The sequence below is a fragment of the Archangium lansingense genome (assembly GCF_026626635.1).
GTDB lineage: Bacteria > Myxococcota > Myxococcia > Myxococcales > Myxococcaceae > Archangium > Archangium lansingense.
Genome location: NZ_JAPNKA010000001.1, coordinates 2,334,633 through 2,348,442, shown reverse-complemented (window position 1 = coordinate 2,348,442; position 13,810 = coordinate 2,334,633). Strand labels below are relative to the sequence as shown.

At 68.6% G+C, this 13,810-nt stretch carries 13 protein-coding genes and 1 pseudogene; 3 read left to right on the top strand and 11 right to left on the bottom strand.

The window, feature by feature from the left end:
- Positions 1-75 precede the first annotated feature (75 nt).
- Entirely contained in the window at positions 76-729 is a 654-nt protein-coding gene (locus OV287_RS09400; RefSeq protein ID WP_267533661.1) for an RICIN domain-containing protein, read from the bottom strand.
- Positions 730-1,322: 593 nt separating this feature from the next.
- A pseudogene (locus tag OV287_RS09395) lies at positions 1,323-1,637 on the bottom strand (peptide-methionine (S)-S-oxide reductase); the annotation flags it as partial.
- Positions 1,638-1,899: 262 nt separating this feature from the next.
- Between OV287_RS09395 and OV287_RS09390 the strand changes: the two are divergent.
- Positions 1,900-3,318, top strand: a complete 1,419-nt coding sequence (locus OV287_RS09390) for a sigma-54-dependent transcriptional regulator (protein WP_267533660.1) — start codon at positions 1,900-1,902, stop codon at positions 3,316-3,318.
- 1 nt (position 3,319) lies between these two features.
- On the opposite strand, the gene OV287_RS09385 is transcribed toward OV287_RS09390, so the two are convergent.
- Positions 3,320-4,387, bottom strand: coding sequence for an AbrB family transcriptional regulator (locus OV287_RS09385; RefSeq protein WP_267533659.1), 1,068 nt, complete (start codon positions 4,385-4,387; stop codon positions 3,320-3,322).
- A 26-nt stretch (positions 4,388-4,413) separates the two neighbouring features.
- Positions 4,414-5,529: a pentapeptide repeat-containing protein gene (locus tag OV287_RS09380; RefSeq protein WP_267533658.1), complete on the bottom strand. Its 1,116-nt coding sequence runs from the start codon at positions 5,527-5,529 to the stop codon at positions 4,414-4,416.
- 50 nt (positions 5,530-5,579) lie between these two features.
- Between OV287_RS09380 and rsgA the strand changes: the two genes are divergently transcribed.
- Entirely contained in the window at positions 5,580-6,629 is a 1,050-nt protein-coding gene (gene rsgA / locus OV287_RS09375; protein WP_267533657.1) for a ribosome small subunit-dependent GTPase A, read from the top strand.
- Here rsgA and OV287_RS09370 read toward each other — a convergent pair.
- The 6 genes from OV287_RS09370 to OV287_RS09345 all read right to left on the bottom strand — a co-directional run bounded on the left by OV287_RS09370 (position 6,598) and on the right by OV287_RS09345 (position 12,075).
- A complete protein-coding gene (locus tag OV287_RS09370) occupies positions 6,598-6,981 on the bottom strand; it encodes a hypothetical protein (protein ID WP_267533656.1) in 384 nt (127 codons plus the stop codon). The two genes, rsgA and OV287_RS09370, sit on opposite strands and share 32 nt — an antisense overlap.
- Before the next feature lie 603 nt (positions 6,982-7,584).
- Positions 7,585-8,982, bottom strand: a complete 1,398-nt coding sequence (locus OV287_RS09365; RefSeq protein WP_267533655.1) for a WS/DGAT/MGAT family O-acyltransferase — start codon at positions 8,980-8,982, stop codon at positions 7,585-7,587.
- A 4-nt stretch (positions 8,983-8,986) separates the two neighbouring features.
- Positions 8,987-9,766: a hypothetical protein gene (locus OV287_RS09360; RefSeq protein WP_267533654.1), complete on the bottom strand. Its 780-nt coding sequence runs from the start codon at positions 9,764-9,766 to the stop codon at positions 8,987-8,989.
- Positions 9,767-9,812: 46 nt separating this feature from the next.
- Positions 9,813-10,805 (bottom strand): methyltransferase domain-containing protein, encoded by a 993-nt coding sequence (locus OV287_RS09355; protein ID WP_267533653.1) that lies wholly within the window; start codon positions 10,803-10,805, stop codon positions 9,813-9,815.
- A 228-nt stretch (positions 10,806-11,033) separates the two neighbouring features.
- Complete coding sequence (locus OV287_RS09350) at positions 11,034-11,678, bottom strand: hypothetical protein (RefSeq protein ID WP_267533652.1); 645 nt, start codon at positions 11,676-11,678, stop codon at positions 11,034-11,036.
- Positions 11,679-11,685: 7 nt separating this feature from the next.
- Positions 11,686-12,075 (bottom strand): hypothetical protein, encoded by a 390-nt coding sequence (locus OV287_RS09345; RefSeq protein ID WP_267533651.1) that lies wholly within the window; start codon positions 12,073-12,075, stop codon positions 11,686-11,688.
- A gap of 360 nt (positions 12,076-12,435) precedes the next feature.
- Between OV287_RS09345 and OV287_RS09340 the strand changes: the two genes are divergently transcribed.
- A complete protein-coding gene (locus OV287_RS09340; RefSeq protein ID WP_267533650.1) occupies positions 12,436-13,140 on the top strand; it encodes a hypothetical protein in 705 nt (234 codons plus the stop codon).
- Between the two features lie 17 nt (positions 13,141-13,157).
- Here the strand turns inward: OV287_RS09340 and OV287_RS09335 are convergent, their stop codons facing one another.
- On the bottom strand, positions 13,158-13,712 hold the full coding sequence (locus tag OV287_RS09335; protein ID WP_267533649.1) for a VUT family protein: 555 nt from the start codon (positions 13,710-13,712) through the stop codon (positions 13,158-13,160).
- Positions 13,713-13,810: the final 98 nt, after the last annotated feature.

The following is a 13,810-nucleotide window of genomic DNA, read 5'->3' as shown; positions in this document are numbered from 1 at the left end:
GTCGGCGTCCGCACCACCTCCAATCGCCGCGAACATGGTGCGTTGCCCTTGTCCCGTTTCGTGGGAAATCCAGAGTCAGCGAATTTCGCTGGTCAACCGCCACAATTGGCAGGCACCTGCCGCGTATGTCGAGCCGGCATTCAGCGCCACCTGGTCTGAACAGTACGAGGCGTCAAGGTACTTTCCGCCTTGTTTCAGCTGGAGCCGGTTCCAACCATCGCCCGCGGGCACAAAACGCCACAGCTGGCAGGCACCAGCCGCATACGTCGAGCCGGCATTCAGCGCCACCTGGTCTGAACAGTTCACCGCGTCAAGGTACTTTCCGCCTTGCTTCAGCTGAAGCCGGTTCCAACCATCGCCCGCGGGCACAAAACGCCACAGCTGGCAGGCACCAGCCGCGTATGTCGAGCCGGCATTCACCGCCACCTGGTCTGAACAGTTCACCGCGTCAAGGTACTTTCCGCCTTGCTTCAGCTGAAGCCGGTAGTACGTCTCTTGCCCGCCGGTGGCGCGACATTGGGCTTCGAGGTTGGACGCGGCGGGTGAGTTTCGCGCCCGCGCGTCTTGAGCGGCTTCGCAGATCGGCCGCGCCGGACCAGGCGCCGATGGCCTTTCCCTTCCCAGTGATTTCGTTGGCGGGTTACTCGATGGCTGCGGCGCGGCAGGCGTTGACGGGCCCTCCGTAATAATGAAGGCCTCTTCCCAGGGAGAGCAAGTTGACGGTGCCAACGTGCGTGAATGGCAACCTTGGACACTGAGCTTGTAAAGATGGTTTGGACGTGTGTTTGTAAAAGTAAAAGATCCGGTCCAGTCAGACGCGCTACGGTCGTCTCAAATGTGGGAACAGTTCGGAAGAGAGCAGGCCGTGGCGCCATTCGTTGGGCCATCTGCCTTCCAGCAGGCGAATGCACTCCTCCCATCGAAGGCTTCCGTCAGCTGCAACCGTGCAATCGGTGAGAGTGTTGTTGTCGGCCGTGAAGTCGAGGGCACTCGGGTCGACAGGAGGCGTGTACACCGCGGCGCTGCTGTCAGAGTCGATCGAGAGAGTGCCGCTCTCCTGGGCAATGGCGAACTGCGGTGCGCGGTCGCCTTCTTTTCAGGAAGAGGAGCCAGGTGCCGGATGTGATAGGCGATGTACGTGAATAGCCAATTGTTTATGAATCAGGCGAGGCTTACCTACCGAGCGAGGCATTGCCGAGCCCGCGTCCGCTTCTCGGACTCCCCCCACCTTCATGCGCCGCGGCCGTGCAGGGGACCGAGCAACCCCTTGTGAGCCCCCTGCTCCATCTACTGCTGTAGCCCCTCAAGCCGCAGGCGCGCCCCTACGTCCCTGCCTCGTCGCCCCAGACCTCCCGCAGGCGTGCATCCCGACCACAAGATTGGGAGAACCGTCCCGAAGCATCCAGCGCCCGCTTGGACTCCTCGGCGAGCCGCCGCTGTGCCTCGTCATGCACGAAGATGGCCGAGCGGTACTGGCTGCCCTTGTCGCAGAACTGCCCGTCCCCCGTGAGTGGATCCACGTTATGCCAGAAGACCGCCAGCAACCGCTCGTAGGTGACCTTTGCCGGGTCGTACACCACCTCGACAGCCTCGAAGTGGCCCGTACCGCCGGAGGAGACCTCAGCGCAGGTCGGGCCCTCCTTCTGGCCGCACGAGCACCATGAGGGTCCGGTAGAGCCTGTTCATGGGGGATGCGCCTCCTGGGAGGCTCCATAAGAGGTAACCCCCGAGCCCGCCCCTCCCCTGCGCGCGCCCCCCTCCGGCTCGCCATCCGAGCGGGGCTCCGGGGCCCGGAAGGACGGGCAATCTCACGCAGGGTGCGGGCCAGCAGCGTCGGCGCTGACGCGCCAGGACGGGCGGGGTAGCATCACCTGGCCCCGTACCAGGAGACGAAGCACCGTGGCCGAGCTGCTGAAGGGAAGCGTGTTGCTGGTAGACGACGACCCCGCCGTGGCCAAGGTGCTCGGTGCACTGTTGGGCCAGGTAGGGCTCACCGTGCACACGGCGTCCAATGGTCAGGAGGCACTTGGCCTGCTGGGCCGCAAGCCCATCGACGTGGTGGTGAGCGACGTGCGCATGCCCGGCATGGGCGGAATGGAGCTGCTGGCTGAAGTGGGGCGCTCCTGGCCGGACGTGCCCGTCATCCTCCTCACTGCCCACGGCACCGTGCCGCTGGCCGTGGAGGCCATGAAGGCTGGCGCCGCGGACTTCGCCCTCAAGCCCTTCGACCGGGAGGAGATCCTCTTCAGCATCCGCAAGGCGCTGCTGCGCGCGCAGCAGCAAGAGGAGGGAGCCCGCCCGTTGGCGAAGGAGGCCAGCTCCTTCGTGGGCACCAGCACCGCCATGGCCGAGGTGCAGGCGATGCTGTCACGAGCCGCCACGGGCACGGCCACGGTGCTGCTGCGCGGCGAGTCCGGCACGGGCAAGGAGCTGGCCGCCAAGGCGGTGCACGACGCCAGCCCTCGGCGCGGCGGGCCCTTCGTGAAGCTGCACTGCGCAGCGCTGCCAGACACGCTGCTGGAGAGCGAGCTGTTCGGCTACGAGAAGGGCGCCTTCACCGGCGCGGCCACCCGCAAGCCCGGCCGTGTGGAGCTGGCCAACGGGGGCACCCTCTTCCTCGACGAGATTGGCGACATCACCCCGCAGGTGCAGGTGAAGCTGCTGCGGCTCCTCCAGGAGCGCGAGTTCGAGCGGCTCGGCGGCACGCAGACGCTGAAGGTGGACGTGCGCTTCGTGGCGGCCACCCACCGCAACCTCGAGGAGATGGTGCGCAAGAGCGAGTTCCGCGAGGACCTCTTCTACCGGCTCAACGTGGTGCCGGTGTGGCTGCCCCCGCTGCGCGCCCGGCCCGAGGACATCGAGCCGCTCGTGCGCCACTTCCTCGAGGTGCACGCGAAGGCCAACGGCAGGCCCCCCTTCACCCTGACGCCAGACGGACTCGACGCCCTGCGGGCTCAGCCGTGGCCCGGCAACGTGCGCCAGCTCCAGAACTTCATCGAGCGCCTGGTAGTGCTCTCCGACGGCCCCATCCTCACCGGTGATGAGGTGAGGCGCGAGGTGGCACGACAGCCGGGCATCGTCCCCGCGGCTCCGGCTCCCGCGCCGGTAAGCCTCTCTCCCAGCTCCCCGGCAATCCCCGCCGTGGGCGGCACCGGAAACGAGGGGCGCACCCTGGAGTCGCAGCGCAAGGAGATGGAGCGGCAGGCGCTGGTGGACGCCCTGAAGCGCGCCGGAGACAACCGCACGCTGGCCGCGCGCCTGCTCGGCATCAGCCGGCGCACCCTCTACAACAAGCTCGAGGAGCACGGGCTGGTGTGAGCTACCGCCGCGCGGCCAGGCGGCGGATGAAGACGGGGGCGACGAGGAAGACGAGCAGCAGCCGCCCCACCTGCACGGCGACCACCAGGGAGAGGGTGGCGTGGGTCCCCAGGGCGATGGCGAGCACCGAGTCGGCCCCACCGGGCGAGGTGGCGAAGTAGGTGGTGAGCAGATCCACCCCGCTCACGGAGGACCAGAGCCAGGCGAGCAGCAGGCACCCAGCCACCATGGCCACCGCGGCCACGAGGGCGCCGAGCGCCACGCGCTTCAGCTCGTGCACCGCCGCTTCATCGAAGTGGCTGCCCACGCGCGTCCCGAGCGCCCAGAGCGCCACGGGCAGCACGCCCGGAGGCCACGCACCCACCGGCACATCCAGGGCCGTGAGAGGAATGCCCAGGAGCATGGGCCCCAGGAAGCCACCCGCGGGCAGCTTCAGCCACGTCCCCATGGCTCCGCCGATGAGGGCGACGAGGGCCGTCACGCCCCACGCCATCACGGGAGACGGAGCCCCAGGCAGCGCCGCGACGGTGGCCACCTGCGTGTCCGGCACACTCCCCGTCCACCGGCCCACCGCCGCCGCCACGAGGATGACCACGCCCAGACGCAGGTACTGGAAGAGCGTCACCAGGCGCGAGTCGGCACCGAGCTCCTCGCTCAAGGCCACCATGGCCGAGGCGCCTCCCGGCATCAGGCCAATGGTGGCGGTGCGGACATCCACGCCTCCCAGCCGGGCGAAGACGAGCGCCACTCCCTGGCCAATGGCCACCACCCCCACCACGTTGACGAGCGCGACGGGCCAGTTCTCGGCGAGTGCACTCCACGCAGCGGGCTTGAAGGAGGAGCAGAGGGCAGCGCCCAGCACCGCCTGCGCGCCCAGCAGCAGCGGCCTTGGCACGGGGACGTGAACCGACAGCGAGAGGGCGGCCACCAGCGACACCAGCATGCCGCCGAGGAGCGCACCGGCGGGCACATGGGTCCACTCGCCCAGGGCGGCGCCCAGCAGCGTCGCCACCGTCACCGACCATACGCGGGAGCGCGACTGTCCCTCGGGCCTGGAATCCTTCTCCATCTCGCCGCGGAAGGTAGCGCAAAACCCTATGCCAGGTGGACCCAGGTCTCCTGGACCCGAGGGTCCACGTAATAGCGGAGGGCCTTCAACCAGCCCTCGGCACGGGTCGCTCCTTCCACCGGGGTCTTCACCGGCAGTGCTCCGCGGCCCGTCTTCCGGTGCAAGGCCCACGTGAGACTGTCGCGAACCTCCTCACGAACCGGGCTGGCCTCTTCGAGCCGGGCACGCGCCTTCTCCTCGAAGTCCGGGGCGGTGAGGAGCGCGGCCACCGTGAGCTGCGCGTGGGCCGCGCTCCAGCGGTCGAGCAACTCCCACAGCGCCACCCGGGTGGATTCGCTCGAGCCGCCGAGCACCAGGGCCGCGGCGGCCACCACGTGGAACTGCCATTGCTCTTCCTTCAGGAGCGCGAGGATCTCCGCGCCCGGGTCGGGGCTCGCATCCAGCGCCGCCTCCACGTGCAGAAGGGTGTCCTTCTTCGAGAGGAAGCGAAGCGAGAGCACCCCCGGAGGTAGCAGGAAGGTGTCGAGGAAGGAGGAGAAGCCCGCCTGGGTGGCGTATTCCACCAGGCCGTTGTCCTGGAGCTCATAGGTGCGTGGCCAGTCCCGCCGGACACAGGCGACGTGGGCCTCCTCCAGGTCGCACCACGCCAGGTCCGCCCCGCGCAGGTCCGCGCACCGCAGGTCCGCCTTCATCAACGAGGCCGCGGTGAGCCGGGCATCGCGGAGCTTGGTTCGTCGAAAGGAGCCTCGCGCCAGGTTGGACGCCGTGAGCACCGCGCCCTCCAGGAGCGCGTCATCCCAGCGCGTGTCCAGGGCCACGCACGCCACCAGGCTCGCGCGCTCCATCCGCGCCCAGGTGAGCGAGGCCCCCGAGAGCGTCGCCAGATCGAGCCGGGCCTCCGCGAGCCCGCAGTCGTCCAGCCGCGCGCCGTCGAGCCGTGCCCTCAGCAGGTCCGCCTCGGGCAGCTCCTCCCCGCTCAGATCGATGCCCCGCAGGTCCCCCAGGTTGTCCCCGAGCTCGGCCGTCCCCGGGAAGCCGACGAGCACCTCGCGCCAGGACCCTCGCAGCCCGAGCGTCACGAGGCGCTCACGGCGGCGGCGGCCCTCTGGGGTGTTCCATCGGGTGAGAAGCGCGGGACGCATGACGTCTCCCTACCCCAACCCCACCCGGATGGGCATAGTGTGGGCGCCGCATGAGCATGGATGAGCACGTCTTGGAGAAGCTCGGCTGGGGGCCCCCCTTCCAGGAGGCCTGGCGCTCCCGCGCGAGCGATGTCGAGGAGCCGGCGCGCATCGGCGCCGACTTTGGCGTGGAGTACGTGCTCTATTCAGCGCGCGGGGACATGCGGGCCACCATCCCGGGGCGGCTGCGCATGGCCATCCGCAAGGGACAGTCCGTGCGCCCCGTCGTCGGGGACTGGGTGTCCTTCGAGCCTCGCATCCAGGAGGGCACGTCCATCATCCAGGCGGTGCTGCCCCGGCGCACCCAACTCGTCCGAAAGGCCGCCGGCCGGGCCGACGAGGAGCAGGTGGTGGCCGCCAACGTGGATGTGGTCTTCCTCGTCTCCGCTCTGACGCGGGACTTGAATCCGCGGCGACTCGAGCGCTACCTGACGGTCGCCTGGGACAGCGGGGCCCAGCCCGTGCTGGTGCTCACCAAGTCGGACCTCTGCGAGGACTTGGTGGCCGCCCGCGAGCGCATCGCCACCCTGGCACCGGACGTCCCCCTGCACACCGTCAGCAGCCTCACTGGCGAGGGGCTCGACGCGATCTGGCAGTACATCGGCGGCAACCGGACGGTGGCGCTCATCGGCTCGTCCGGCGTGGGCAAGTCCACCCTCATCAACCGGCTGGTGGGCTCGGCGCGCATGGAGGTGGGCGCCGTGCGCGAGGACGACAAGGGCCGGCACACCACCACCCACCGCGAGCTATTCGTGCTGCCGCAGGGGGGCCTCGTCATCGACACGCCGGGCATGCGCGAGCTCGGGTTGATGGAGAGCGAGGAGGGCGTGCGCACCGCCTTCGTGGATATCGAGGAGCTGTCGGCCGGGTGCCGCTTCAGCGACTGCCGCCACGAGAAGGAGCCCGGCTGCGCCGTCCGGGAGGCGCTCCGAAGCGGGCAGCTCGCCCCGGAGCGCCTGGAGAGCTACCGCAAGCTCGTCCAGGAAGTGGTCCGCCCCAAGCAGGACACCCGGAAGACCACGCGCGCTCTCAATGATTTCCAGAAGAAGCGCGGTCGCTGAGCACCACCTCCTCCCGAGGTGGACCCTGCGAATCCTGGGAGTGGAGCGCCGCCGTGGCCAGACTCAGGACGGCCCGGGCCTGCACCACCAGCAGCGCGGACAGCACCACGAGCACCACGAGGAGGAAGGGTCCTCGCTGTCTCTCGGGGAGCTGACGGAGACCGCTGTGGAAGAACAGCCAGGCGAACAGGAGCGAGAATCCGAGTGAGCCTCCTGCGACCGCCGTGAGGAAACGTTCGGGCGGTGCGGCGTGGATGACGAGCGCACCGGCAACGAGGAGGGCCACCGCGGTGGTCTTCACCTTCCGGGATGCGAGGAGCTTCGCGAGCTGCGTATAGGCGTGGTGGCACATGGCGCTCTCCTTGCGTCAATGAGCAGAACGAGAATGTGGATTTCCCAGGCCAAGGACCGGTGCATGCACGCGCACCCCGGCCCAGGCTTCGGCTCCAAGAGAGGGCGAAGCGGGAGAGGTGCACCTCGGGCAGGAGCCCGAAGGGCATTGGCCGGATGGAAAGGGAGAGGTTGGAGAGCTGGCGGCCACTCCGCCGTGGGTTCAACAGCAGCGCGGCGGAGTGGCCCGGCCAGCCCCGCGCATTCCAGGAATGGACAAGCCACTCCCCCGGCGTTGGCTGTACCGGACAAGCCACGGGCTCGGCCGTACCAGGCTGGTCCTCGTGGTCTCTTCACGCTGCTCGGGATGCATGACCGGTGCTCCTCGGCGAGTTGAGTCCTCCAGGAGAATGGACAGCCTGGCCAGGGTTTGTGAACACGGCCTGCCTCTGCCCGCTCTCACAGGTACGGACCCGCCTGGGACTCGATAGGCTCAATCCAGGGCTCTCGATACCCTCACCCCGTCCCTCTCCCGAGGGGAGAGGGGTTGGTGGCGGTGGGTGATGGGTGACGGTGGGTGATGGGTGGCGGTGGGTGATGGGTGGCGCGGGGTTGGTGACAGGGCTCAGTGCAACGGACTGGAGTGCCCGGACTCCCTCACCGCCTCGGCCAGGGACTCGAGCTCCTCCTCGAAGTCCTCGATGAGCTCCCGTGGATCCGGCACCAGGCCCTCATCCGCCGCCACGCCCAGCGTCACGTGGCCCGCGTAGCTGAAGATGCTCAGCCCCACTCCCAGCCGCGCCGCCATCGGCACCCAGAACATCACGCCCGCCAGCCTCGCCCCCGCCAGGTACACCGGCCGCTTCGGCCCCGGCACGTTCGTCAGCACCACCGAGGCCTTCTTCCTCATCACATCCACCGCCATCCGCTCCACTGGTGCCGGTGCCAGCCCCGCCGCGGACAGCATGCCGAACACCACCGCCGCCTCCGGCGAGCGCTTCAGCTTGTCCATCCGCTTCTTCAACTCCCACAGTCGATCCACCGGGTTCTCCAACCCGAGCGGCAGCGGCAGGAACACCACCCCGAACCGGTTGCCCAGCTCGCGTGGAATCGGCTCCCTCAGCGGCCTCAGGTTCACCGGCACCACCGCCCGCACATCCTCGGGCGGCTGTCCCCGCGCCGCCACGTAGCGGCGCAGCATCCCCGCCACCACCGCCATCACCACGTCGTTCACCGTGCTGCCCGTGCCGTGGCCAATCTCCCTCACCTTCCCTACCGGCACCGGCCTCGACCAGGCCACCTGCTTCACCCGTCCCAGCTCACCCGTGAGGGGCGAGGGCGGGTCGTGCATCAGCGTCAGCACCCGACTCAGCGCCGAAGCGCCCCGCGCTCCCTCCACCGCCAGGTCCATGAGCTGGATGGGCTCGGCCAGCAGCTCCGCGCCTCGCTTCCACGCCGCCCGCGTCGAGCCCACCACCGTCCGCGCTCCCCGCAGCAGCCGCGCCAACCTCCCCGACGCCTCTTCCACTTCCTCGAAGTCCTCGGCCCTCGCGCCACCGGCCGCGCGCTCGTCCGTCAGCGACAGCAGCACCCGCGCCAGCGAGATGCCATCCGCGATGCAGTGGTGCACCCGCATCAGCAGCGCGCACCCGTCCTCGTACCCTTGGATGACGTGCAGCTCCCAGAGCGGCCAGGAGAAGTCCAGGGGCGTGCTCATGGACTCGCCCACCATCCGCTCCAGCTCGGCGCGGCCCCCGGGAGGCGGCAGCCTCGTGCGCCGCAGGTGGTTCTCCAGACGAAAGCCCGGGTCATCCTCCCAACGCGCCGTCCCCAGCAACCCTCCCGTCACCACCTTCTGCCGAAAGCGCGGGTAGCGCTCCACCAGCCGCTCACGCACCACCTCCTTCAGCCGCTCGAAGTCCACGGGCTCGTCGCACCAGAGCACCGCGGTGATGACCATGAGGCTGGTGGGCTCCTCCATCTGGAGCCAGGACGCGTCGGAAGGGTGCATCCGCTCGGACATACGTCTACTCTGCCTGCTCCGTTGTCTGACGGCGGAACTGAAACGTCTGCAGCGAGGGCGTCTTCGCGGTCAGGGTGAGCGTGTCTCCCTCCACGTCATACTTGTACGAGGTCGGCTGGAACTTCCCCTTGGACAGGCCGATGACGCGCGGCTTGCCACACACCGGCCCCACCGCCTGCCCGGACTTCGTCCGCAGCTCCACCGAGTCGTCCTTCTCGTTCACCTGGAAGGCGCCCCAGGAGCGAATCTCCAGCGCATTGCCCCGACCCAGCGTGGCGTCCTCCAGCTTCGTGCGCATGAGGAAGCACCCTCCGGGCGTCACCACCAGCGAGCGTCCGTAGTCCGGGCGAGGCTTCGCGTCCTGGCTCTCCAGCCCCTCGACGCGTGGCTTCTCGTCCGGGAGGAGGCTGGCCGCCTCCAGTAACCAGCGGCCCACGACCTTCTTGGGCACCGCCCCCGCCCCCATCGAGGCGTCCGCGCACGGGTCCGGGAGCTCCTTCTCGGGGCTAGGCGGTGCGGGCTCGAAGGTCCGCTCGCATTGCTTGCCGCACACACGCGCCACGCAGGCCGAGTCGTCCGGACCACAGCCGGACCTCGCAGCGCACTGCCCGAGCGCCCCTAACGCCTTCTCGCACCCCTCGACCAGACATCGGTCCACGCACGTCACATCGATGCACTGGGCCGCGCACACCCAGTTGGCCGAGCCGCACCGGCCGGCCAGGGTGCGCGGCTTGCCCCCGGCCTGCGCGCCCCCAGGGGTCTGTGCACCAGCGGACGAAGTCAACAACAGGGCGAGCAGGACGAAGCGGGAGACACGCAGACAGGTACCCTCACATGGAACTCCATCGCCATGTGGTGATGTCCGACAGCTCCGGCAACGAAATCTCCAGGCGGATCGTCTCGTAACGGGCAAAGTCCCGAGGATCCATCCGCAGCAAGAGTACCGGCGTACAGGCCTGCTGGCGCTCCGGGAAGGTGTCGAAGGACAGCTCGGAATCGAAGCGGGCCCGGAAGAAGAGGCACAGGCCGTCCATGCGCCCCTCGTGCACCACGGGCCGCTCCAGGCGCAGGCGCTGGGGCAGCGAGCCCGCGCGCAGCGTCTCCAGGTCGAGCGCGAAAGCGGGCTCTGGGTAGCACAGCAGCCGCTCCACGTCCTGCGGCCGGACGAAGCGGGTGAAGTACGCGGGGCTCAGCGTGTCCCGCAGCGCCTGCAGGCAGCTGAAGTCCACGTCCGGCAGGCGCTGGTTCCAGATGAAGGGCAGGCGCGCCTCCTCACGCAGTTGCACCGGCTCGAAGAAGACCTCGAAGCGGTTGGGGAGGATGCGGCCGCCACGTACCAGCAGCCTGTCACGCAGGCCCAGCAGCCGCGGTACCAGCCCCGCGTCGAAGAGCGCGTCTCCCAGCTGCTCGTGCAGCAGCACATCCACCTTCTCCGGCGGGTGGAAGCGCGAGCTGTCCGCGCGCACGAAGTCGATGTCCGACAGCCCATTGCGACGGGCCACCCAGCGCGCCGTGTCCAGGTTGCGCGAGGCATCCACCGCATACAGCTTGCGCGGGCCACGCCGCGAGGCGAGCAGGGCCCGCAGCCCAGTGCCCGTCCCCACGTCCACCACCACCTGGCCCGGCCGCACATAGCGCTCGATGGCGCGCTGGTACGCCTCCACGCGCCCGGCGTCCACCAGCCCCGAGTCCCGAGGCACCGGGCTGGACAGCTCGGGGGCATCCACGAGCATGTTGCGCAGCGTCCCCACCAGCGGCAGGTGGCGCAGCTTCGACTGCAGGTCACCCCAGGCCTGACGAGGCAGGTCTCTCAGGTTCGCCATAACTCCCCCCACGGCGCATGACGCCGGTTGCCGGCCCTTTACAGCAGGAATCCCCTGAATACCTGGAAGGTGAGGCACCGGAAAGAGCCGGAGCCCTCTACGTCACTTGCAGAGCAGGAGGAGTTTTCGGGGATGAACACTCGCGGGGGTGAAGCGTTTGCTCCGGGTCTTCGCCATGAAGCTCCGGCTGCGCGCCGGCCATCAGGTGACCGTCGTCGCGTCCTCCCCTTAGCCGAGCCCGGGCCTGAGTCGGCGAAGGATCAACAGCAAGAGGGGAACCCCGAACCCGAGGATGAAACTCGTCAGCACCATGGCCGAGGCCTTGCCAAACCCCGTCATGGCCCCGAACCCGCTCTGGATGACGAGGGCCGTCGTCAGGGTGAGGACCCAGGGCACGGGCTCACGGGTGGGGGGAATGGAGCGCTCCGGGGAGGGCTCGAACACAATGCTCTTCCACCGTGGATAGTCCCAGCACACCAGGTAGAGCACCGCGAGCAGCATCAGCCCGGTGATGAGCCACGTTCCCTGGAAACCCACCGCCACGGTGATGACGAAGATGTTGAGGATGACGGGCAGGAACACAAGCGCGCCCACCGTGGGCCCCGAGCGGGGCATCAACAACAGCAGCGCCGCGGTGACCTGGGCGACGCCGATGAAGCGCCAGTAGCCCCCGGTCTGCTGCATCGCATCGAAGAAGCGGCCGACGGCGTCATCCCCCGGACTGCTGGTGAAGGGCAGGCCGAATACCTTGATGAGTCCCGGCCGGAGGAAGCCAACGGCCAGCAAGCCCCGCGTGAAGGCAGTGAACCTGCGCAACCACTGGCTCGCGACCACCCGGGCGTGAAGGGAATCCAGAGATGCTTCGAGACTCATGTTCGATTCAGGAGCGGCCCAGCCATCTCAGCTTCAACATCCCCTCGAAGGGCTGGGTGTAGTCGGTAGCCGTATAGCCCTGCATCCGCATGTACATCTCCGCCTCAGGGCGGGTGCGGAAGATGCTCCAGGGCTTCTCGGCGATCGTCGCGACCGTGTAGAGCATCATCCGCGGAATGGGGCCGGGGATGGCGCACACCACTTCCGTCGTCCGCTCCGCCAGCTCACGATCCAGCTCCTTGAACGCGTTCGCGTAACCGATGCGCGCGTTCACCATCCCGGTGCCATCGTGGAAGAAGCAGAAGGTGCCCGGCTGGTTCTTCAGGAGCTTGCGGATCTGATCGCACAGCTCCTTGCCGTTGAGCTCATCGCCCTGCTCGGGATGCTTGATCAGCACCAGGCAGCTCGCCAACGTGGGGGCCCTGAGACTTCCCAGGGACACTCGCGTCAGGGTCGAGCGGTTGGAGGCATGAGGTTCTGGCTTGGATGAAACGGGCATGACGACTCGATTCTATCCCCGAGAACGACATTCCTCGGAGCGACTCGATGTGCGCCATCGTTCACCTTGATTCATGACGCGACTCAAACGGAAAGATGTGCCGAATCGCGCTTGGAATTCCCACGTGCTCCAGGAGAGCGGGGAACCCGTGGCGGTAGATCTCCCTCCCCAAGCCCCCGAGGATGTGCTGCGCTACGCGCGTTTCGTCCGGCTCGCGGCGCGCGGTGTCGCGAGACGGGTCTCCGGTGGGGAGGCGCCATGAGCAGGAAGAAGCACAGGGATGAGGACTCTTGGGTCCCCATCCGGGAGAGCCTCGACGACTTCAAGCCCGCGCACCTCGCGGCACACCTCCGGCAGTACCTGGCGTCCCATATCTCCCCGGAGACTCGACACCTCGACGAGCAGACGCGCCGCACGCTCTTCGAGGGAGTCGACGCGCTGCTCGCCGAGCAAGCCGGGGCCTGGTACACGAAGGCCGACGCGCGGCTCGGCAACGAGAGCCTGGGCAGCTACGGCTTCCACCACTTCTTCCCCAACCCTGGCGGGCCGCCCGACCTGCGCGTGGAGAGCAACATCGAGCGCATCCTCTCCGCGCTCGGCGTGGCCCACGAGTGGCTCTGCACGCTGGACACGTACTTCCGCTCCGTGGCGCTGCCGCCAGACGAGGAGGATCGCGCGGCGGTGCTGTCGGACGCGGTGCGACGGGTCCTCGAGCTCACCGCCGAGGCCACTGGCGGCGAGGAGGCCTGGCACCACTACGCCCTCCTGAGCGTGGGGTGGTTGTTGGAGTCACAAGGCCTCCGCCGCACCGAGCGCGTGGAACAGGCCCTGAGTGAGGCCCTGGCGGACTTCACCCACGTGGCGCCCTCCACCGAGGAGGCGCGCCAGGCCGCGGACACCATCGCCCTGGCGGCGGTGAAGGAGGACGTCTCCCGCCGCTACCCGGACGAAGGCGTCTCCTGAGCGAGGGGAGAGCGCGCTCAGGCCGGCAGGATGCCGAGCCGCTCATCCCTGCGCCGGAGCCAGGAGATCAGCGGGAGCGACACCAGCACCATCCAGGCCTTGCCAACCACCTGCCCCGCCAGGAAGTCGAGGCTGCCGAAGGCGAGCTGGAGGAAGAGGAGGCTGTCCACGACGAGGCCGACGAAGCTGCTGGCGAGCACGGCCAGCACCAGGCCACGCCGCTGCAGGGGCGTGTAGACGGCGAAGTCAGCCAGCTCCGAGATGGCGAAGGCACTGCTCGAGGCGACGACCAGCGGCGGAGGGGCGAGCAGCGCCGAGAGCACCGCCCCCAGGGCGATGGCCAGCAGCGTCCAGCCCTTACCCAGCCGGCGCTGCACCAGATCGCGCAGGACAAAGGCGATGCCGACGACGAGGACACCACTGGGGGCGAGCAGGCCCGGCCCCACGGGGAGCAGACATGGCCCCTGGTCCGGGCACACCACGCCCACATGGCCGATCATCCAATTGGACAGCGGAATCGAGGCTCCGAAGCCCGCCAGATAGATGAAACCCTCGGTTCGACGCTGCTCCATTGCGACCTGCTCCACGACGAGAACGAAGGCGGCCGGGCCGCCCAGGTCGCGCGCAATAGCACGTTTCCGAGAGGCTGTCAGAATGGGGCCCATAAGCC

What these genes read in the sequence shown, in the direction of transcription:
- rsgA (WP_267533657.1), top strand. Translation starts at nt 5,580, where the DNA reads ATGAGCATGGATGAGCACGTCTTGGAGAAGCTCGGCTGGGGGCCCCCC.
- OV287_RS09350 (WP_267533652.1), bottom strand. Translation starts at nt 11,678, where the DNA reads ATGAGTCTCGAAGCATCTCTGGATTCCCTTCACGCCCGGGTGGTCGCG.
- OV287_RS09355 (WP_267533653.1), bottom strand. Translation starts at nt 10,805, where the DNA reads ATGGCGAACCTGAGAGACCTGCCTCGTCAGGCCTGGGGTGACCTGCAG.
- OV287_RS09380 (WP_267533658.1), bottom strand. Translation starts at nt 5,529, where the DNA reads ATGCGTCCCGCGCTTCTCACCCGATGGAACACCCCAGAGGGCCGCCGC.
- OV287_RS09370 (WP_267533656.1), bottom strand. Translation starts at nt 6,981, where the DNA reads ATGTGCCACCACGCCTATACGCAGCTCGCGAAGCTCCTCGCATCCCGG.
- OV287_RS09365 (WP_267533655.1), bottom strand. Translation starts at nt 8,982, where the DNA reads ATGTCCGAGCGGATGCACCCTTCCGACGCGTCCTGGCTCCAGATGGAG.
- OV287_RS09340 (WP_267533650.1), top strand. Translation starts at nt 12,436, where the DNA reads ATGAGCAGGAAGAAGCACAGGGATGAGGACTCTTGGGTCCCCATCCGG.
- OV287_RS09335 (WP_267533649.1), bottom strand. Translation starts at nt 13,712, where the DNA reads ATGGAGCAGCGTCGAACCGAGGGTTTCATCTATCTGGCGGGCTTCGGA.
- OV287_RS09385 (WP_267533659.1), bottom strand. Translation starts at nt 4,387, where the DNA reads ATGGAGAAGGATTCCAGGCCCGAGGGACAGTCGCGCTCCCGCGTATGG.